Source organism: Variovorax sp. Soil_C_17, from assembly GCF_057657265.1.
The window spans coordinates 1116230-1134178 of the sequence record NZ_JBDGIT010000002.1; the positions used below are offsets into that span (position 1 = coordinate 1116230).

The following is a 17949-nucleotide window of genomic DNA, read 5'->3' on the forward strand; positions in this document are numbered from 1 at the left end:
AGGCCTGACCATGATCGAGTTCTCCCTCTGGGACATCCTGCGCAACCTGCTGCTGGCCTTGCGCTGGACCGTGGCGCTGTCGCTCATCGCCTTCGTCGGCGGCGGCGTGGTGGGCGGCCTGCTGCTGTTCCTGCGCCTGTCGGGCGGCCGCATCGCCGAACGGCTCATCGGCCTCTATGTACAGCTGTTCCAGGGCACCCCGCTGCTGATGCAACTGTTCCTGGCCTACTTCGGCATCGCGCTCTTCGGCATCGAGGTCTCGGCCTGGACCGCGGCCTCGGTGGCGCTCACGCTCTACACCAGCGCGTTCCTCACCGAGATCTGGCGCGGCTGCGTGGCCGCCATCCCCAGGGGCCAGTGGGAGGCCTCGGGCAGCCTGGCCATGAGCTTCGGCGAGCAGATGCGCCACGTGATCCTGCCGCAGGCCACGCGCATCGCCATCGCGCCCACCGTGGGCTTCCTGGTGCAGGTGATCAAGGGCACGGCGCTGGCCTCGGTGATCGGCTTCGTCGAGCTGACCAAGGCCGGCAGCATGATCTCCAACGCCACCTTCAAGCCTTTCGTGGTCTTCAGCTGCGTGGCCCTGCTCTATTTCGCGCTGTGCTTCCCCGTGAGCCTGTACGCTAAGAACCTCGAAAGGAAGATCCATGGCGCTCGTCGCTGAAGCTCCCGCCGCTGCTGCAGACACCGCGGGTGGCCCGCCCATCGTCCGCATCACCGCGCTGCGCAAGGCCTACGGCAGCAACGAGGTGCTCAAGGGCATCGACCTCGAGGTCCAGCGCGGCGAGGTGATCGCCATCATCGGCAAGAGCGGCTCGGGCAAGAGCACGCTGCTTCGCTGCATCAACGGCCTCGAGGCGTTCCACGAAGGCTCGCTCACGGTCGATGGCAAGCCGCTGCTGCACGAGAGCGCGATGGCGATGCGCGAACTGCGGCAGCACGTGGGCATGATCTTCCAGAGCTTCAACCTGTTCCCGCATCTCTCGGTGGGCCGCAACGTGATGCTGGCGCCGACGCTGGTGAAGAAGCGCAGCCACGCGGAAGCCGCGCAGCAGGCGCGCAAGCTGCTCACCCGCGTGGGCCTGGAGCAGAAGTTCGACGCCATGCCCGACCAGCTCTCGGGCGGCCAGCAGCAGCGCGTGGCCATCGCACGCGCCCTGGCGATGGAGCCGGCCGTGCTGCTGTGCGACGAGATCACCTCGGCGCTCGACCCGGAGCTCGTGGGCGAGGTGCTGCGCGTGGTCGAGTCGCTGGCCGACGAGGGCATGACGCTGCTGATGGTGACGCACGAGATGAGCTTCGCGCGCAAGGTCAGCGACCGCGTGATCTTCATGCACCAGGGGCGCGTGCACGAGATGGGGCCGCCGGCCGAGCTGTTCGGCAATCCGCAGACCGCCGAGCTGAAACAGTTCCTTTCGTCGCTTCACGATTGAACCATCGGGCTGTGGCAAGCTCGCAGCGGTATGCAGTACCGCTCCTTCTTGCCGCCGTCCCGCCGCCTCGTTCTGCGCGCCTTGCTCGGTGCTGGCGCGTGCGCCCCCATCGCAGCGCTGGCGGGCTTCAACTTCTTCACCAGCGAATACACCGCGAGCCGCGAAGAGCTGCAGGCGCAGATCGCCAAGCGCTTCCCGGTGCAGCAGCGCTATGCCGAGATCTTCACCGTCGCACTGCGCGATCCGCAGCTGGGGCTGGACGCCCGCGCCAATCGGGCCGCGATCACGGCCCTGCTGAGCATCGCGAGCCCGCTGCTGCGGCCCTCGACGGTCGAGGGCGTGGTCTCGGTCAGCAGTGCGCTCAGGTACGACGCACCGGCCCGCGCGCTGCGGCTCGACCAGCCCAAGGCCGAGCGGCTCGAGCTGCAGGGCGTGACCGGGCGCGATGCCGAGCGCCTGCAGCAGATCGGCGCCGTGGTCGCGCAGGAGCTGCTGCGCGACCAGCCGCTGCGCACCTTCACCGCCGAGGAGCTGACCGTGGGGCGCAAGACCTACGAGATCGGTGACATCACGGTGCAACAGGACGGCATCAAGGTCCAGCTGAAATGAAGCTCACCCGCTGCACACCCTGGCTGCTCGCTGCATGGCTGCTCGCTGCCTGCTCGGCGACCGCGCCCACGCCGAAGCGCGACTTCGACCTCCAGGCCCACCGCGGCGGGCGCGCGCTCGCGCCGGAGAACACGCTGGCCGCCTTCGACAACGCCATGGAGATGGGCGTGACCACGCTCGAGCTCGACATCGGACTCACCGCCGACGGCGTGGTGGTGATCTCGCACGACACCGTGCTCAACCCCGAGCACACACGCGATGCGAACGGCGCCTTTCTCACTGCCAAGGGCCCGGCGATCCGCGCGCTGACGCTGGCGCAGCTGCAGGCCTACGACGTCGGCCGCATCGATCCGGCGAGCAACTACGGCAAGCAGTTCGCCCTGCAGGTGCCGCGCGACGGCGAGCGCATCCCGACGCTGGCCGCGCTCTTCGAGCGGGTACGCGCACGCGGCGCGGCGCAGCTGCGCTTCAACATCGAAACCAAGCTGGACCCCAGCCGGCCCGAGGAGACCGCGGCACCGGAACAGATGGTGCGCGCGCTCCTGGCCGAGATCGACAAGGCCGGCATGGGCTCGCGCGTGACCGTGCAGAGCTTCGACTGGCGCACGCTGGCCCTCGTCGGCCAGTGGGCGCCGCAGCTGCAGCGCGCCTATCTCACGAGCGCCCGCACGCTCAGGGACCCGCGCTGGACCTCCGGCCTGCGGCTCGAGGACTTCGGCTCGGCACCGCGCCTGGTGAAGGCCGCCGTCGGCAACAGCCCGGGCCCGGTGATCTGGTCGCCGGCCTTTGCCGAGCTCACGGCCGCGCAGGTCCGGGAGGCGCAGGCGCTGGGCTTCCAGGTCGTGCCCTGGACGGTGAACCAGCGCGCCGACATGGCGAGGCTGATGGACTGGAAGGTCGACGGCCTCATCACCGACGACCCGGCGCTGCTGCGCGACCTGATGCGCGAGCGCCGCATGCCGCTGCCGGCGCCTGCGAAGCCCTGAGCGTCCTTGCGGCAGCGACGCTAGACGTGGCGCGTGGCGCGCGTTCCGCGCGACTCGCCCGAGGGCTGCGCATCGGCGCGCGCATGCAGCGTCTCGATGATGTGGCATTGCGCATCGCTGCCGTCGCAGCAGTCGCGCAACGCGATCAGCTCCTTCTCGAGCGAGCGCAACTCACGCAGGCGCTCGCGCACATGGCCCAGGTGCGTGTCGAGCGCCACGTTGGCGGCGGCGCAGTCGTCCTTGCTGCGCAGGTCCAGCCCGAGCAGCGCGCGCACCTCGTCCAGCGACATGTCCATGGCCCGGCACAGGCGGATGAAGCGCAGCCGGTGCACGTCGGCATCGGTGTAATGCCGGTAGCTGTTGTCGCCGCGGGCCTGTGGTGCGACCAGGCCCTCTTTCTCGTAATAGCGGATGTTGGTGGCGCTCAGGCCGCTTCGGGCCGCGGCATCTCCGATGCGGTAACCCTGTTCGACGGGCGGGTTTGCGACAGGCATGGCTTGACCTTCCAGTGACTTCAACCTTTCCAATGCTGCCATCACTGGAGAAACCATGTCTGCAAGCTGCTGCGAACACGATCACGACCACGAACACCTCACGGCCTCCGACACCCCGCGCTACCGGCGCGTGCTGTGGGTGGCGCTGGCCCTCAATGCGGCGATGTTCGCGGTCGAGATCGGCGCCGGCTTCCGATCGGGCTCGGTCTCGCTGCTGGCCGATGCGATCGACTTCTTCGGCGATGCGGCGAATTACGGCGTGACCCTCGCCGTGCTCTCGATGGGCCTGGCGTGGCGCGCCCGCGCGGCCGTGCTCAAGGGCTTCAGCATGCTGGGCTTCGGCCTCTTCGTGGCCGGCAGGACGCTGTGGTCGGCCACCCAAGGCCTGCCGCCCGAGGCGCTGACGATGGGGCTGGTGGGCGCGCTGGCCCTCGGGGTGAACGTGGCGGTCGCTCTCATGCTCTACGCCTTTCGCGAGGGCGATGCCAACATGCGCAGCGTCTGGCTGTGCTCGCGCAACGATGCCATCGGCAACGTGGCGGTGATGCTCGCGGCCCTCGGCGTCTTCGGCACCGGCACGGCCTGGCCCGACCTGGCGGTGGCCGCGGTGATGGCGGCGCTGGCGCTCAGCGGCGGCTGGGCGGTGCTGCGGCAGGCGCGCGGCGAGCTCGGCCGTGCCGGCGCGCGCCGGGCGAAGCGCGCCTGAGCCGCCGGGGCGCGCGGTTCCATAATCGTCGGCGATGTCCCATCAGCCCTCTTCTCCACCTTCTTCCCCGACGCAGCACCCGGGCGCCATCACCGACGTCGCCGGCATCGAGGTCGGCCATTTCAGCGACCCGCGCCGGCCCACCGGCTGCACCGTGATCCTGGCGCGCGAAGGCGCCGTGGCCGGCGTCGACGTGCGCGGCGCCGCACCCGGCACGCGCGAGACCGACCTGCTCGCGCCCGGCAACTTCGTCCAGCAGGTGCATGCCGTGATGCTCGCGGGCGGCAGCGCCTGGGGCCTTGCGGCGGCCGAGGGCGCGATGCGCTGGCTGGAGGAGCGCGGCATCGGCCTCGACGTGCGCTTCGGCACGCTGCCGATCGTGCCGGCGGCCGTGCTCTTCGACCTGCCGCTCGGCGACGCGCGCGTCCGGCCCGATGCCGCGGCCGGCTATGCCGCCTGCGAGGCCGCATCGACGGCTGCGCCGGCCGAGGGCAACGTCGGCGCAGGCAGCGGCGCCCTGGTGGGCAAGCTCTTCGGCGTGCACCGCGCGATGAAGGGCGGCATCGGCACCGCCTCGGTCACCGTCAATGGCGTGACGGTCGGCGCCCTGATCGCCTGCAACGCGCTGGGCGATGTGCTCGACCCCGACACTGCGCAGGTGGTCGCCGGCGCCCGCACCGAGGACGGCAGCGCGCTGCTGGACACCCGCCGTGCCTTGCTGCGCGGCGAGCTGCCGCAGCTGCTGCTGGCGGGCACCAACACCACGCTGGGCGTGGTCGCCACCGACGCCCGGCTCACCAAGGTGCAGGCCAATCGCCTGGCGGCCGTGGCCCACGACGGCCTGGCGCGCGCGATCAATCCGGTGCATACCATGAGCGACGGGGACACCCTCTTCGCGCTCGCCACCGGGCGCGTGCCGCTCGAGGGCGACGCGCCGGGGATGACGGTGCTGGGCACGATGGCGGCGGAGGTCGTGGCACGGGCGACGCTGCGGGCGGTGAGAGCCGCGCGCACGGTGCGCGTCGATGGGGGCTTCTTTCCGAGTGCGTCGGAGTTCGGTTAAACGCGCTCGATGGCCGACATCAGGTACTCATCCACATAGCATCCCTCGAGGGCCAGCGAGGCGCGGCGCAGCCCTTCGACCTGGAAGCCGGCGCGAAGGCACAGCGCGATGGCGCGCAGGTTGATCGTCGGCACCGTCAGTTCCAGCCGTCGGATGCCCTGCTCGCGGCTCCACGCCACGGCGGTTTCGATCAGGCGCGAACCGATGCCGCAGCCCCAGTGCGTTTGCGCCACACCGAGCGCGAGCGCAGCGGCATGACGAAGCCGCTGCAGATCGTCGCCGATGGCTGCCAGGGTGCCGACCAGCACCCGCCCTTGCTCGGCCACCAGGATCAGCGAATGCGGCCGGGCGTCGAAGAGCCGAATGCGCTGCGCCTCGTCTCTCGCGGAGTGACGACATTCCGAAGGCTCCAGGAGCATGAAGGGCGTCTCGGCTGCGAGCTTGCGACGCAAGCGCAGCAGGCGAGCCGCATCGCCAGGCACCGCAGGACGAATGACAACGTCGGGCGCGGCTTCCATGTCAGCCGACCTTCCGAGCCCTGATCGATCGATCGCCGAGAAACGACCGGATCTTCGCGGCCCAGATCGGCATCGCATCGAAATTCGAGAAGATGTCGTGCGGATCGCCGCGATAGATCGGCACTTCGGAGAACTCGGCCGTACCGCCCGATGCTTTGAAGAGCCGCAGGCACTCGGCAACGAGGGGTGCGGGAAACACCTCGTCATTCGGAGAATAGAGCCACAGCGTGGGCACGGAGACTTCCGAACCGAATCGGGAGAAGGCAGAGAGCAATTCCTGCGGATAGCAATCCCTGGCCATCGGCCCTCTCAGGCGCCTGCCCCCGGAAAAATTGATCACGCCTAGTACCGCGGGACCGATTCTTGCCGCCGCCGCGAAGGACGCCAGCGCCCCCGCGGAGACCCCAAGCAGGACGATCGCGTCCGGTCTCGTGTATGGAAGCGACTGCAGATGTCGTACTGCGGCGTCGATGTCCTTGGCCTCCTCCCACGCCGTGCGATGGATGTCACAGGAAAAGGAAGGCATGCCGCCTTCGGACTGGCCGTAGCCGCGTCGCATCGGAATCGCAACGACAAAGCCGGCCGAGACGAAGAACCGCGCTTGCGAGACAGGTCTCGCGCGCCGGAGCAGCGCTGCCTGGCTCTTGCTGGCAGGGACGCCATGGTTCATCACGAGGACCGGGAGCCTGATGTCGATCGTCGGCGGACGCATCAGCGTCATTTCCAATTGGTAGTCGACATCACCATCCAGCAGCGGAAAGCGGATTACCTCCTCGATGAGTTCATCCGACTGCGCCGGGGACTGTGCTGCGGCCGTCAGGGCAGTCAGCGACGCCGCGGCCAGGAGGATTTTTCGGCAGAGTTCGCTCGCCATCGACATTGCAGACCCTTAAACACCGCATCCGAGACGAAGTGGCGTCAATACCCGAACAGTTTGGCAAACAGGCTAGGGTAGTTCGGGATACCCCCCGAAACGAATTGCAGCTCACTGGGAGCAAGTTCACGATAAGACCAAGCATTCAGCTTGGGCTGGCTTACCGTGTCGATGAAGGACATCTTCAATTCCCCTGTCGAGTTCATGTCATATGCCTCTGCGGGCACCGGGAACGGCAGAAGCTCAATTTGCTGGCGTCTGCCGAGTGACGAACTGTATTCAGGCCCAGCGAGTCCATCCATACCCCCGATCGGGTGTATTGACGACTTCGTGGGCCGCTGCTATTGGCGTTGCGCGTCCGGAGAAGAAGCCATTTCATTCGTCGAGACGAGACGCGCCAGTTCTGTGCGATTTCTCACCTCGAGTCTGCGCATCAGCAATGAGAGCCGATGCTTGACGGTCTCAGCACTCTTTCCGAGTTGCCTTGCGATCTCCTTGTTGGTCTTGCCACGCAGCAAGAGGTGGACAATTGCCTGCTCGGTAGGCGCAAGCGTCAACGTGCGCGTCGCCATCGACGAGAGGGAGTCGGGGCGCGCTTGAACTTGATAGACACGCCTCAATGCATCATGCAGGTGCGGCATCACCACCTGCTGGAGCGCACGGCCTTGCGTGTCCATGCCCGAGTTCACGTTGTAGAAAGCCGCCGAGGTCAACAGCAATTGATCCCCTTCGCCCTCGCAATATGCAAGAGCCAGCACATTGCGCCAGCCGGCGAATCTGAAGTTGCCTCGCCATGCGGGATCGAAGTCTGTGCGCTCATCATCGACGTCGAAGAACTCCGGGCCGCCCGTACGCATCAGGCGCGTGAGGATGGGGCTCCGCGCATTGCCACCCACGCATGCGATCTTCGCCCTGTACGCTGGAGGCACACCGAAACTCCATGCCTGGATCGCGGTGTAGCCGCCAGAGTGAGCGACCGACTGCCCGCAGAGCATCGCCGCATGGGGCAGAACGGCCCGAACGGGCCCCTGCACCCACGCCGTCAGCGTTTCTGCATCGACCACGCGGCGCGCTGTGCTCTGCAGAAGGTCTTTCGCCATTTCGGTTTTCATCTTTCGAGCCGCACGACGACTTCACCCATGGAGACGATCGCAGTGGAGCAGATGAATCACACGCCCCATCGCTTCCAGGGTCTGCGGACGATGGGCGATCACGATGCGCGTGATATCCAGCTGCTGCACCGCGCTGTTGACCAGGCTTTCGGTCGTGGTGTCCAGATGGCTCGTCGCTTCGTCCAGGAGCAGAATTCGCGGTCGCTTGTAAAGCGCCCGTGCCAGCACGACCCGTTGGCGCTGACCACCCGACAAGGCGCTTCCCATGTCTCCGACGAGCGTGCTGTAGCCCATCGGCATGCGGGCGATCTCGTCATGCACGGAAGCCAGCCGCGCGACCTGCTCGATGCGAGCGTGATCGGGCTGGACATCGAACAGGCTGATGTTCTCGGCGATCGAGCCGGCGAACAGGCGGTCGTCCTGCATGACCACGCCGATCTGCTCGCGGTAATGCCACAAGCCGAGCTGTCGAAGCGGGACGCCTCCCACGCTGACGCTGCCCTCCTGCGGTTCCAGCTGTCCCAGCATGACCTTGAGCAAGGTCGTCTTCCCGCAGCCCGAAGGTCCGGCGATCGCCACAGATTCGCCGGGCTCGATCTTCAGGCTCACATCCTTCAGGACCCAGGGATCGTCCGGGGCGTACCGAAAGCTGACATTGCACAGCTCGATGGAAGCGGCAACGCCTTCCTGTGAACGGTGAAGGGCGGCATTGCGAAGCGATTCAGGCTCGGCCAGCACGATGTCGGCGAGCCGCTCGGTTTGCAAGCCCAGCATCTTGAACGACAGGAGCTGGTCAACCAAGGCCGATGCCCGGCTGACGAACTGTGTCCTGTAGCCCAGGAACGCGATCAGCATGCCGACCGAGAGCTGGCCACCCAGGACGAGCCGCGCCCCCAGATACAGCACCGCGGCGTTCTCCAGCACCATCAGCATGGCGTTGAGCGAACTGAAGAACATCATCTGCCGCTGCACCGCCAAGCCGGCATTGGTGCTCGCGACCGCGAGGTTCATGTAGCGGCGCTGCCGGTCTTCCTCGCGGTTGAAAAGCTTGAGCACCTGAATGCCGCGCACGCTTTCCATGAAGTGACTCTGCTGCTTGGCCGAGCGCACGATCTGCTCTCCACTGGCACTGCGCAGCGTGCCGTAGCGCAGGACGCGAGTCAGGCTGTAGAGCAGAACCACGCTGCTGGCGACTGCCGCCAGCAGCGGGCTGTAGAACAGCATGACGATCAAGGTGATCGTCGCCATGATGCCGTCGACGACGACCCCCACCATGCCGCCGGTCAGCGCTTGCTGCAGTGCGCCGATGCTCCCGAAGCGCGAGACGATATCGCCCAGGTGCCGCTTCTCGTACCAGGCCATGGGCAGGCGCAGCAGATGCGCGAAGCTGCTGCCCGTCCACTGCAGATTCAGTATGGTCGTCAGGTGCAAGAGAACCCTCGCGCGCACCCAGCCGGCCGCGACCTGGAAACTGCCCACGAGCACCAGGCCCACGATCAGCACCGCGAGCAGATCCGAATCGCCGGAGACCAGGACGTCGTCGATCACCCATTGCGAGAAAAAGGGCAGCACCAGGCCGAACGCTTCCAGTGCGGCCGCGAGAGCGAACACCTGCACCAGCGAGCGGCGCAGACCCCGCGCCTTGGCGAGAAGCGCACCGAGCCGCAGTTGCTGCCGCTCTTTCCGTGGCTTGAACGAGAGGCCCGGAGCCATCTCCAACGCGATGCCGGTGAAAGAGCGCCCTGCCTCATCGTGATTCAGCGTTCGCGAGCCGTGTGCGGGATCCAGTATGTCGATGGACCCACGGCGCACACGCTGGAGCACGACGAAATGCTGGAGGTCCCAGTGCAGGATGCAGGGTGTTTCCAGCTTGTCAATGTCTTCCAGGCCGAGCCGCAGGGGTCGGGTTTGAAAGCCCAATGCCTCGGCAATCTTCATCAACTGCGCCAGCGTGGCGCCCTTGAGAGAAACGGCGTACCTCGCACGCAGGCTCGGCAGATCCGTGATGTAGCCGTGGTAGCCCGCCACCATCGCCAGCGAGGCCAGGCCGCACTCGGCAGCCTCGGTCTGCAGGATGAGACGCAGCTTGCGGCCGAAGCCGAACTGAATACCTTCGAGCATCGATGGATCAGTGAATCCAGTTGCCCGAGATGGAAAACAGCGGCTCGAAGACCCATTCGAGCAAGGTGCGCGTGTCCAGAATCAGGTTGGCGTCGAAGCCCATGCCCGGCTGAAGAGGTTCTTCCTTGCCATAGGCCGACACCGATTTCTTCTTGAGAACGAGGCTCGCGATATAGAACAGCTCGCCCGGCGATGCAGCAGGTGGCGGGTAGGGCAACTCGCTCCCGCTCACGGCCACCCGGGACAACTTGATCACGCGCGCTTCGTGGCTTCCGAACTTTTGATAGGGGAAGGCCTGGAACTGCAAAAGGGCTCGGGTTCCAAGGCGAACGAAGCCAGCAGCCCTGGAAGGGAGGTACACGTCCGCCTGCAGTTCCGATCCTTCCGGGATGAGGTTGAGCAAGGGCTGGCCGGGCACTGCCAGCTTGCCCCGGTCCGTCAGGATTGCGGTCACCACTCCAGCCTGCGGTGACTTCAGCAACAACTCGCGCCGGGACTCGTTCTCGACGCGGTCCTGCTCGATCGAAGAAAGAGCGCGATCGTTCGCCGCCAGCGCGTTGAGATGCTTCGCAGGCAGCGCCGCGATGTCAGCCTCCACCTCTGCCGTATCGCGCAACAAGCTGGTCTCGTTGCGGCGAATCGATTCGAGCGCTGCCAGATCGGCCATGCGCTCCTGTTCCTTCTGCTGCAAGCCCAGGTCGGAAACAAACTTCGCAGCGTGCAGTTCGCGCTGTCTGGCGAGCATCTGGTCGGTGAGGCCGATCCGTTGCTGTTGCAGCGACAGGGCCCTTCCCACCTGCGCCAACTCGGTCCGCAGGTTGAGTAGCCGATCGCCGAGCGCCTTGCGTTGTCGGGCGTGAAGTTCATCGAGCTTGGCCCGCTCCTGCCTCAAGGAGGTGCTGCGAAGCTGGAGTTGCTTGTCTATTTCGATCGAGGCGTCGCCTGCGCCCGTGAAGCGTTCGGAGTTCAGAACGGCCAATGTTTCGCCGAGCGCGACACGCTGGCCTTCCACCACCGAGAGCCGCGTCACGATGCCGGCTTGCGGAGCCGTCACTTTGACGACTCCGGCATGGGGCACGAGATAACCGCTGGCGCGAATCTTTCGGGTGTACTGACCGAAAACCAGGTAGAGAAGCAAGCTCGCGGCAAGCACGGCGAAGCCAATGGAAAGTGTGGCGAAGGAAAGAGGTCTGCAAAGGACGATTTCGCCGAGCCATGCGTCTTGGCGTGCAACGAAGACCTCCTGACGAAAAAGTGCCTCCCCGTTAGACGAGGGTGACTCCATGATTTCTGGATTCTTTAAAACGTTTTGACATCATTCAAATCGATGAATTAATCTGTAGACAACATAAATTGCAGCCGCAGTAACTGGCATGAAAGGCAAGAATCGCCTTAACAAACACAAGGCAATTCTTATCAATCGACGAAATTGGAAAATATTCATTCACGCTATTTGATCGATATGGATTGGCATTGCATATCGCAGTGGCAGCGGCAGTTGCAGTGGTTTCATAACCGAAACCACCGCCCCTCGTCATATCATGCAGCAATGATTCCCGTCATGCTTAAGGCCCGCCGGGCGAAGGATCACCCATTGGATTGCCAAGATTGGGAATATTTGTGTTTGTCGGAATTGCAGCAATGGCAGCCGCAAGCGCTGCGGTGATGATTGCGCTTGCAATTCCAATGGCACCGCCAAGAACGCCTCCCAGGGCAATTGCATCTCCCACACCCATTGCACCTGCCGAGCCTGTAAGCACGGCAGCGAGCCCTCCCGCGCCACCAACGGCAGTACCGATCGCTGCGGAATCAGTGACAGTGATTGTGCCAAGGGTGCCTGCGCTGGCATCGCCATTTCCGCTGACGCCGCAATCGCCTGCGCTACAACTCCCGCCGTCGTCCCCGCCACTGACCAAAGCCAGTTCCGCTGCTGTCAACATTCTCATGGAGGAACGCGGTCCATTGCGCTTTATACCGGCAATAATTTTCATGAATTTTCATTTCAAAATTGAAAATGATGAGATAACACTCACCTCCTGCACCTCAGAAAGAAAAACTCCCCGAAGACTCCTACATGCTCAATCAAGGTCAAACAGATCTACGACCAAGGTTCAATCTTCCTTGCCGGACAGCCTTGTCATCAGAAAATTGAAAAATAAAGCCAACAAAACAGACATGACAACCCCAATTGCACCCAAACCGTAATAAACAGCAAACTCCCACGGCAAGATCAACGGAAATATCCATTGACTCACCGCCACCATCGAACAGCCAAGCAACAGCAGCACTGCGATCGCCTTGAACAACAAGACAACTTTCATGGCGAGACTGGTCATGGGCCCCCTTCAGGTCGGTCGTCGGCGATGCATCGCCTCAAGACCCGGGATTTGGCGCGAAACGCGCCGGCGCCTCAATCCCCCGATCGGGTTATTCGAAATGACCCGATCGGGTCAAAGCCGTTCACGCGCGAGGGCACCGACGGCTGCAGCGTGCCCGATGCCCCGGCGGACAGCACCCGGTGCGTCAGCTCCACGCGGTTCCTCGCACCGGTGCGTTTCATCAACACGGCGAGCTGCCGCTTGATGGTCTCGCCGCTCTTGCCGAGCTGCCGGCCGATCTCCTTGTTGGTCATGCCTTGCAGCAGCAGGTCGAGGACGGCGCGCTCGGCGAGCGTGAACGCCAGCAAGGGGGCATTAGAGGTGGAGAGGGCGTTGGCCTGCTCGCAGCGATAGAGGCTGCTGAGCGCGGCGTGCATCGCCGGCATGACGCGCTTCTGCAGCCCATGACGATCGGCGACTGCCTCCGGCCCCACGTCGTAGAAAGCGGCCGCAGTCAGCACCCGCTCGTTTCCCTCGCCCTCCAGGTGCGAGAACGCCAGCAGATTTCGCCAACCGGCACACCGGAAGGTCGTGCGCCACAGAGGGTCGATGTCGGAACCTCGGTCCTGCTCGACATCGAAGAACTCGGGCCCGCCGGACTGGATCAGCCGCGTGAGGATCGGGCTTCGCACATTGCCGCCCACGCAAGCAATCGCGGCCTCGTAGGCGGGCGGCAAGCCGAAGCTCCAGGTCTGGATGGCCGAATAGCCGCCGGAATGCGGGACCGATTGCCCGCACAACAACGCAGCGCTCGGCAAGACGGTGCTCAGCAGTTCCTCGACCCACCACCTCAAGCTGTCGGCATCGCTGATGAGCCGCGCGGCACTGGCCAAGACATCCCTGGACGTTCGTGTTCTCATTTTTCGTATCCCTGAAATCGTCGCGCTTTGTAACCGAGCCGGCGCAAAAAGCCAATCAAAATGCGCTGCCGTGCGCCAAGCGTGCCCGAGCCCCCTACCCTCCCACCGCATGCCCCGCACTCTTCGCCTCATCCTCCTGTCCATCCGCGACCTGATCGTCTCCGCCGGCCCGGTGGTGTTCATCGTGATCGGCCTCCTGATCGCCGCCTACTGGTGGCTGGACCCGCAGCCGCCCAAGCACGTGACGCTCGCCACCGGTCCCGCGGGCAGCGCGTATGCAGAGTTCGGCAAGCGCTACGCGGCGGCCCTCAAGGCCAATGGCATCGAGGTCGTGCTCAAGCCCACCGACGGCTCGCAGGACAACCTGCAGTTGCTGCGCAGCGGCGGCGCCGACGTGGGCTTCGTGCGCGGCGGCAGCGCCGAGCCGGTGGCCGACGAGGAAGCGGGGCTCACTTCGCTGGGCAGCCTGTTCTACGAGCCGCTGTGGTTCTTCTACCGCGCCGATGCGGCCCACGCGATCGACCGCAAGACGGGGCGGCTGAGTTCGATCGCCCAGTTCAAGGACCTGCGCGTCAACGTCGACAAGCCCGGCAGCGGCGTGCCCGAGATCATGGAACGAATGTTCCGTGCCAACCACATGGAGCCGCAGGCGCTGCAGTTGTCGAACTTGGAGCAGTCGCCGGCCACGGAGGCGCTGCAGGCCGGGCTGCTCGACGTGATCGTGCTGGCCTCGGCACCGCAGTCGCCGCTGGTGCAGCGGCTGCTGCGCGCGCCGGACATCCGGCTCATGGCGTTCGACCAGAGCGACGCCTACTCGCGACGCTTTGCATTCCTGCAGCCCGTCACGCTGCCGCGCGGCGTGGTCGACCTGGCAACCGACCTGCCGCCGCAGGACAAGCCGCTGCTCGCGGCCACCACCTCGCTGCTCGCCAGCGAAAAGACGCACCCCGCCCTGCGCCAGCTCTTCGCGCAGAGCGCCCAGACCCTGCACAGCGGCGCCGGCTGGTTCAACGGTGCGCGCGACTTCCCGAACACGCGCACCAGCGAGCTGCCCGTGAGCCCCGAGGGCGACCGCGCCATCAACGGCACGCCGCCCTTCTGGCAGCGTTACCTGCCGTTCTGGGCGAGCAACCTGGTGGAGCGCATGTGGCTGGTGCTGGGCGGCCTGCTGGTGCTGATGCTGCCGCTCAGCCGCGTGGTGCCGCCGCTCTACCAGTTTCGCGTGCGCCGCCGCGTGTTCCGCTGGTACGCGCGGCTGCGCGAAGTGGAGAACAAGCTGGAAGCCGGCAAGGGCGAGCGCGAGGTGCTCATCGAGGAGCTGGACAACCTCGACCGCGTGGTCAACAAGGTGGCGGTGCCGCTGTCGTATGCCGAAGAGCTCTACGCGCTGCGCAACAACATCTATGCGGTGCGCAAGCGGGTGCTGGCGCGGATGCCGCAGCCGGCCGGCTAGCGGCAGGCGTGGCAACGAGGAAGGCATGCGCGCACATCCTGCCGCAACGGCGGGCGCGACGGCGCAGCGCCGCGCTGTCGAGCTCGCCGGGGCTCAGCGCTCCAGGCGCAGCAGCTTGCCGTTGCTGCTGTCCGTCAGCAGGTAGAGCCATCCGTCGGGGCCCTGCCGCACGTCGCGGATGCGCTCGCCGCGACCGGCCAAGAGGCGCTCGCGCGCGGTCACCGTGTTGCCGCTGAGCGTGAGCCGCCACAGCGCCGTGCCCGCCAGCGCGCCGACGAAGAGGCTGCCCTTCCAGTCGGGCAGCGCATCGCCGGTGTAGAAGGCCATGCCGCTGGGCGCGATGGAGGACTTCTGCGTGCCGGGCGTCCAGGCCGAGCCGTCGCTCTTCTCCCAGTAGCTCAGCGGCTGCTCCATGCCGGCCTTGGCAGTGCCTTCGCCGACCTGCGTGAGGGTGCCGTATTCCTGGCCGTAGCTGATGATCGGCCAGCCGTAGTTCCGGCCCGGCAGCGCGAGGTTGACCTCGTCGCCGCCCTGCGGGCCATGCTCGTTCACCCACAGCTCGCCGGTGGCCGGATGCAGCGCCGCGCCCTGGACGTTGCGATGGCCGTAGCTCCAGATCTGCGGCTGCGCACCGCTGACTCCGAAGTCGGGATTGCCCGGCGCCGGCACGCCGTCGGTGGTGATGCGCATCACCTTCCCGTGGCCGCGCGTCGGGTCTTGCGAAAAGCCGCGCTGGTCGTTGTTCAAACGGTCGCCGAGCGTGATGAACAGATGACCGCTGCGGTCGAAGACGAGGCGCGATCCGAAGTGCGCGCTGCTCTGCGCCTTGGGCAGCTGGCGGAAGATCACGACCAGGTTGCTCAGGCTGCGGTTGGCCGTGTCGAGCTCGGCGCGCGCGACCGCCGTGCCGTTGAAGCTGGCGTTGGTGCCATCGCGTTCGGCATAGCTGAAGTAGATGCGGCGATTGCTCGCGAAGGCCGGGTCCACCGCGACGTCGAGCAGGCCGCCCTGCCCCACCACCTCGATCGCCGGCAGACCGCTGACCTGGTCGGCGCCGCCATTGACCGGCGTGCCGTCGGCATTGCGCAGGCGCAGCTGGCCGCTGCGCTGCGTCACCAGGAGCTTGCCGTCGGGCAGGAAGGCGAGGCTCCAGGGATTGGCGAATCCGCTCGCCAGCTCGACCACCTTGACGTTCATCGGGCCGGGTACCGGGGCAGGTGCCGGGGGCGGTGCCGGCGCCGGTGGGGCTCCAGGAGCTGGAGCTGGAGCTGGAGCCGGCGCCGGTGCAGGCGTGGCCGACCCGCTGACACCGAAGGCGTCGATCGCCACGCTGCCCCCGCCGCCGCCCCCGCCGCAAGCCGCGAGAAGAAGGGTCGACCCCGCCATCCACCGCCATGCTGCTGAAGCCATCTCCACTCCTTCAGGCGCCCGGCGCGCCGGATTGGAAGTGGACGCCGGATTTGGTGGCGGCGCTGTCAGCGCACGCCGTTTCTTACTTCAGCGCCTTGAAGCGCATCCGATGCGGCTTGGCGCCTTCCTCGCCCAGGCGCTTCTTCTTGTCGGCCTCGTACTCCTGGTAGTTGCCGTTGAAGAAGGTCCATTGGCTGTCGCCCTCGGCCGCGAGGATGTGCGTCGCGATGCGGTCCAGGAACCAGCGGTCATGGCTGATCACGAGCACCGAGCCCGCGAATTCGAGCAGGGCATCTTCCAGCGCGCGCAGGGTCTCGACGTCCAGGTCGTTCGAGGGTTCGTCCAGCATCAGGACGTTGCCGCCGGCGATCAGGGTCTTGGCCAGGTGGAGCCGGCCGCGCTCGCCGCCGGAGAGCGTGCCCACCTTCTTCTGCTGGTCGGCGCCGTTGAAGTTGAAGCGGCCGGCATACGCGCGGCTCGCCATCTGGAACTTGCCGACGTTGATGATGTCGAGGCCGTTCGAAATGTCTTCCCACACCGTCTTCTCGTTGGCGAGCGCGTCGCGGGTCTGGTCGACGAAAGCCATCTTGACCGTCTGGCCGACCACCACCTCGCCGCTGTCCGGCTTTTCCTTGCCCGCGATCAGCTTGAAGAGCGTGGACTTGCCGGCGCCGTTCGGGCCGATGATGCCGACGATGGCGCCGGCCGGGACCTCGAAGCTCAGGTTGTCGATCAGCAGGCGGTCGCCGAAGGACTTGCTGACGTTCTTGAACTCGAACACCTGGTTGCCCAGGCGTTCCGCCACGGGGATGAAGATCTCCTGCGTCTCGTTGCGCCGCTGGTATTCGTAGTCGGACAGTTCCTCGAAGCGGGCCAGGCGCGACTTGCTCTTGGCCTGGCGCGCCTTCGGGTTCTGGCGCGACCATTCGAGTTCCTTCTTCAGCGCCTTGGCGTGGGCTTCCTCGCTCTTCTGCTCTTGCGCCAGGCGTTCGCCCTTCTGCTCGAGCCAGGTGCTGTAGTTGCCCTTCCACGGGATGCCGCGGCCGCGGTCGAGTTCGAGAATCCACTCGGCCGCGTTGTCGAGGAAGTAGCGGTCGTGGGTAATGGCCACCACCGTGCCCGGAAAGCGCTGCAGGAACACTTCGAGCCACTCGACCGATTCGGCGTCCAGGTGGTTGGTGGGTTCGTCGAGCAGGAGCATGTCGGGCTTCGACAGCAGCAGCCGGCACAGCGCCACGCGGCGCTTCTCGCCGCCCGAGAGCACGCCGATGTTGGCATCCCAGGGCGGCAGGCGCAGGGCGTCGGCGGCGATCTCGAGCTGGTGCTCGGAGTCGGTGCCGGCGGTCGCGATGATGGCTTCGAGCTGGGCCTGCTCGGCCGCCAGTGCGTCGAAGTCGGCGTCTTCCGCGCCGTAGGCCACGTAGACCTCCTCGAGGCGGGCCTTGGCCGCGTAGACCGCGCCCATCGCTTCCTCGACCGACTCGCGCACGGTATGCGCGGGATTGAGCTTGGGCTCCTGCTCGAGGTAACCGATCGTGAGGCCGGGCATCGGCAAGGCCTCGCCTTCGATTTCCTTGTCGAGGCCGGCCATGATCCTGAGCAGCGAAGACTTGCCCGAGCCGTTCAGGCCCAGCACGCCGATCTTGGCGCCGGGGAAAAAGGAAAGCGAAATGTCCTTCAAGATCTGCCGCTTGGGCGGCACGGTCTTGCTGACCTTGTTCATGGTGTAGACGTACTGGGCCATGGCTATGTCCGTTCGATGATGGGAGCTGCTCGGGGTGGCCGGGAAACCTGGCAACGATCTTGCGCGAGGATCGATTGCGAGTCAGCCTTGCATGGCAGGCGCTTGCTGCTGCAGCGCGATTTCCGACCGGGTCTGCCGCCAAGTCTAACGCAGGCCCCTCGAACGGGTGCTCGCCGCTGCTATTCTTC

General features: G+C 65.9%; 19 protein-coding genes. 7 read left to right on the plus strand and 12 right to left on the minus strand.

Features of this window, described 5'->3' with window-relative positions; translation table 11 throughout:
• The first annotated feature begins 10 nt into the window (after window positions 1-10).
• The 4 genes from AC3A6Y_RS13785 to AC3A6Y_RS13800 are packed head-to-tail and all read left to right on the plus strand — an operon-like array spanning window position 11 to window position 3028.
• On the plus strand, window positions 11-664 hold the full coding sequence (locus AC3A6Y_RS13785; protein WP_487868779.1) for an amino acid ABC transporter permease: 654 nt from the start codon (window positions 11-13) through the stop codon (window positions 662-664).
• Window positions 648-1433, plus strand: coding sequence for an amino acid ABC transporter ATP-binding protein (locus tag AC3A6Y_RS13790; RefSeq protein WP_487868780.1), 786 nt, complete (start codon window positions 648-650; stop codon window positions 1431-1433). Before AC3A6Y_RS13785 ends, AC3A6Y_RS13790 begins: the two co-directional genes overlap by 17 nt.
• A 30-nt stretch (window positions 1434-1463) precedes the next feature.
• On the plus strand, window positions 1464-2042 hold the full coding sequence (locus tag AC3A6Y_RS13795) for a YceB family lipoprotein (protein ID WP_487868781.1): 579 nt from the start codon (window positions 1464-1466) through the stop codon (window positions 2040-2042).
• Window positions 2039-3028, plus strand: a complete 990-nt coding sequence (locus AC3A6Y_RS13800; protein WP_487868782.1) for a glycerophosphodiester phosphodiesterase — start codon at window positions 2039-2041, stop codon at window positions 3026-3028. The genes AC3A6Y_RS13795 and AC3A6Y_RS13800 overlap by 4 nt, the downstream gene beginning before the upstream one ends.
• A 20-nt stretch (window positions 3029-3048) precedes the next feature.
• Here the strand turns inward: AC3A6Y_RS13800 and AC3A6Y_RS13805 are convergent, their stop codons facing one another.
• Window positions 3049-3522: a Cd(II)/Pb(II)-responsive transcriptional regulator gene (locus AC3A6Y_RS13805; protein WP_487868783.1), complete on the minus strand. Its 474-nt coding sequence runs from the start codon at window positions 3520-3522 to the stop codon at window positions 3049-3051.
• Window positions 3523-3577: 55 nt separating this feature from the next.
• On the opposite strand from AC3A6Y_RS13805, the gene AC3A6Y_RS13810 reads away from it, so the two are divergent.
• Both AC3A6Y_RS13810 and AC3A6Y_RS13815 read left to right on the plus strand, forming a co-directional pair.
• Window positions 3578-4228, plus strand: a complete 651-nt coding sequence (locus AC3A6Y_RS13810; protein WP_487868784.1) for a cation efflux transmembrane domain-containing protein — start codon at window positions 3578-3580, stop codon at window positions 4226-4228.
• A gap of 34 nt (window positions 4229-4262) precedes the next feature.
• Window positions 4263-5291 carry a P1 family peptidase gene (locus AC3A6Y_RS13815; RefSeq protein WP_487868785.1) on the plus strand — a complete coding sequence of 343 codons (1029 nt, stop codon included), beginning with the start codon at window positions 4263-4265 and terminating at the stop codon, window positions 5289-5291.
• On the opposite strand, the gene AC3A6Y_RS13820 is transcribed toward AC3A6Y_RS13815, so the two are convergent.
• The 9 genes from AC3A6Y_RS13820 to AC3A6Y_RS13860 form a co-directional block, all read right to left on the minus strand.
• Entirely contained in the window at window positions 5288-5809 is a 522-nt protein-coding gene (locus AC3A6Y_RS13820) for an N-acetyltransferase family protein (RefSeq protein ID WP_487868786.1), read from the minus strand. The two genes, AC3A6Y_RS13815 and AC3A6Y_RS13820, sit on opposite strands and share 4 nt — an antisense overlap.
• A gap of 1 nt (window position 5810) precedes the next feature.
• Entirely contained in the window at window positions 5811-6683 is an 873-nt protein-coding gene (locus AC3A6Y_RS13825; protein ID WP_487868787.1) for an alpha/beta hydrolase family protein, read from the minus strand.
• A 44-nt stretch (window positions 6684-6727) separates the two neighbouring features.
• Entirely contained in the window at window positions 6728-6985 is a 258-nt protein-coding gene (locus AC3A6Y_RS13830; protein WP_487868788.1) for a hypothetical protein, read from the minus strand.
• Between the two features lie 39 nt (window positions 6986-7024).
• Window positions 7025-7795, minus strand: coding sequence for a LuxR C-terminal-related transcriptional regulator (locus AC3A6Y_RS13835; protein WP_487868789.1), 771 nt, complete (start codon window positions 7793-7795; stop codon window positions 7025-7027).
• A gap of 21 nt (window positions 7796-7816) precedes the next feature.
• Window positions 7817-9916 (minus strand): peptidase domain-containing ABC transporter, encoded by a 2100-nt coding sequence (locus tag AC3A6Y_RS13840; RefSeq protein ID WP_487868790.1) that lies wholly within the window; start codon window positions 9914-9916, stop codon window positions 7817-7819.
• A gap of 7 nt (window positions 9917-9923) precedes the next feature.
• Entirely contained in the window at window positions 9924-11201 is a 1278-nt protein-coding gene (locus AC3A6Y_RS13845) for an HlyD family secretion protein (protein WP_487868791.1), read from the minus strand.
• A 280-nt stretch (window positions 11202-11481) separates the two neighbouring features.
• Window positions 11482-11907: a hypothetical protein gene (locus tag AC3A6Y_RS13850; RefSeq protein WP_487868792.1), complete on the minus strand. Its 426-nt coding sequence runs from the start codon at window positions 11905-11907 to the stop codon at window positions 11482-11484.
• Window positions 11908-12027: 120 nt separating this feature from the next.
• Window positions 12028-12252 carry a hypothetical protein gene (locus AC3A6Y_RS13855; protein ID WP_487868793.1) on the minus strand — a complete coding sequence of 75 codons (225 nt, stop codon included), beginning with the start codon at window positions 12250-12252 and terminating at the stop codon, window positions 12028-12030.
• A 74-nt stretch (window positions 12253-12326) separates the two neighbouring features.
• Window positions 12327-13127, minus strand: a complete 801-nt coding sequence (locus AC3A6Y_RS13860) for a helix-turn-helix domain-containing protein (RefSeq protein WP_487868794.1) — start codon at window positions 13125-13127, stop codon at window positions 12327-12329.
• A gap of 136 nt (window positions 13128-13263) precedes the next feature.
• Here AC3A6Y_RS13860 and AC3A6Y_RS13865 point away from each other — a divergent pair, with 136 nt between their 5' ends.
• Complete coding sequence (locus tag AC3A6Y_RS13865; RefSeq protein ID WP_487868795.1) at window positions 13264-14607, plus strand: TAXI family TRAP transporter solute-binding subunit; 1344 nt, start codon at window positions 13264-13266, stop codon at window positions 14605-14607.
• A 93-nt stretch (window positions 14608-14700) separates the two neighbouring features.
• On the opposite strand, the gene AC3A6Y_RS13870 is transcribed toward AC3A6Y_RS13865, so the two are convergent.
• Both AC3A6Y_RS13870 and ettA read right to left on the minus strand, forming a co-directional pair.
• Window positions 14701-15804: a PQQ-dependent sugar dehydrogenase gene (locus AC3A6Y_RS13870; protein WP_487868796.1), complete on the minus strand. Its 1104-nt coding sequence runs from the start codon at window positions 15802-15804 to the stop codon at window positions 14701-14703.
• 295 nt (window positions 15805-16099) lie between these two features.
• Window positions 16100-17761 (minus strand): energy-dependent translational throttle protein EttA, encoded by a 1662-nt coding sequence (gene ettA / locus AC3A6Y_RS13875; RefSeq protein WP_487868797.1) that lies wholly within the window; start codon window positions 17759-17761, stop codon window positions 16100-16102.
• Window positions 17762-17949: the final 188 nt, after the last annotated feature.

Excerpts from the sequence above, each read along its gene's own strand:
- AC3A6Y_RS13785 (WP_487868779.1), top strand. The coding sequence starts at position 11 with ATGATCGAGTTCTCCCTCTGGGACATCCTGCGCAACCTGCTGCTGGCC.
- AC3A6Y_RS13790 (WP_487868780.1), top strand. The coding sequence starts at position 648 with ATGGCGCTCGTCGCTGAAGCTCCCGCCGCTGCTGCAGACACCGCGGGT.
- AC3A6Y_RS13795 (WP_487868781.1), top strand. The coding sequence starts at position 1,464 with ATGCAGTACCGCTCCTTCTTGCCGCCGTCCCGCCGCCTCGTTCTGCGC.
- AC3A6Y_RS13800 (WP_487868782.1), top strand. The coding sequence starts at position 2,039 with ATGAAGCTCACCCGCTGCACACCCTGGCTGCTCGCTGCATGGCTGCTC.
- AC3A6Y_RS13805 (WP_487868783.1), bottom strand. The coding sequence starts at position 3,522 with ATGCCTGTCGCAAACCCGCCCGTCGAACAGGGTTACCGCATCGGAGAT.
- AC3A6Y_RS13810 (WP_487868784.1), top strand. The coding sequence starts at position 3,578 with ATGTCTGCAAGCTGCTGCGAACACGATCACGACCACGAACACCTCACG.
- AC3A6Y_RS13815 (WP_487868785.1), top strand. The coding sequence starts at position 4,263 with ATGTCCCATCAGCCCTCTTCTCCACCTTCTTCCCCGACGCAGCACCCG.
- AC3A6Y_RS13820 (WP_487868786.1), bottom strand. The coding sequence starts at position 5,809 with ATGGAAGCCGCGCCCGACGTTGTCATTCGTCCTGCGGTGCCTGGCGAT.
- AC3A6Y_RS13825 (WP_487868787.1), bottom strand. The coding sequence starts at position 6,683 with ATGGCGAGCGAACTCTGCCGAAAAATCCTCCTGGCCGCGGCGTCGCTG.
- AC3A6Y_RS13830 (WP_487868788.1), bottom strand. The coding sequence starts at position 6,985 with ATGGATGGACTCGCTGGGCCTGAATACAGTTCGTCACTCGGCAGACGC.
- AC3A6Y_RS13835 (WP_487868789.1), bottom strand. The coding sequence starts at position 7,795 with ATGAAAACCGAAATGGCGAAAGACCTTCTGCAGAGCACAGCGCGCCGC.
- AC3A6Y_RS13840 (WP_487868790.1), bottom strand. The coding sequence starts at position 9,916 with ATGCTCGAAGGTATTCAGTTCGGCTTCGGCCGCAAGCTGCGTCTCATC.
- AC3A6Y_RS13845 (WP_487868791.1), bottom strand. The coding sequence starts at position 11,201 with ATGGAGTCACCCTCGTCTAACGGGGAGGCACTTTTTCGTCAGGAGGTC.
- AC3A6Y_RS13850 (WP_487868792.1), bottom strand. The coding sequence starts at position 11,907 with ATGAAAATTATTGCCGGTATAAAGCGCAATGGACCGCGTTCCTCCATG.
- AC3A6Y_RS13855 (WP_487868793.1), bottom strand. The coding sequence starts at position 12,252 with ATGACCAGTCTCGCCATGAAAGTTGTCTTGTTGTTCAAGGCGATCGCA.
- AC3A6Y_RS13865 (WP_487868795.1), top strand. The coding sequence starts at position 13,264 with ATGCCCCGCACTCTTCGCCTCATCCTCCTGTCCATCCGCGACCTGATC.
- AC3A6Y_RS13870 (WP_487868796.1), bottom strand. The coding sequence starts at position 15,804 with ATGAACGTCAAGGTGGTCGAGCTGGCGAGCGGATTCGCCAATCCCTGG.
- ettA (WP_487868797.1), bottom strand. The coding sequence starts at position 17,761 with ATGGCCCAGTACGTCTACACCATGAACAAGGTCAGCAAGACCGTGCCG.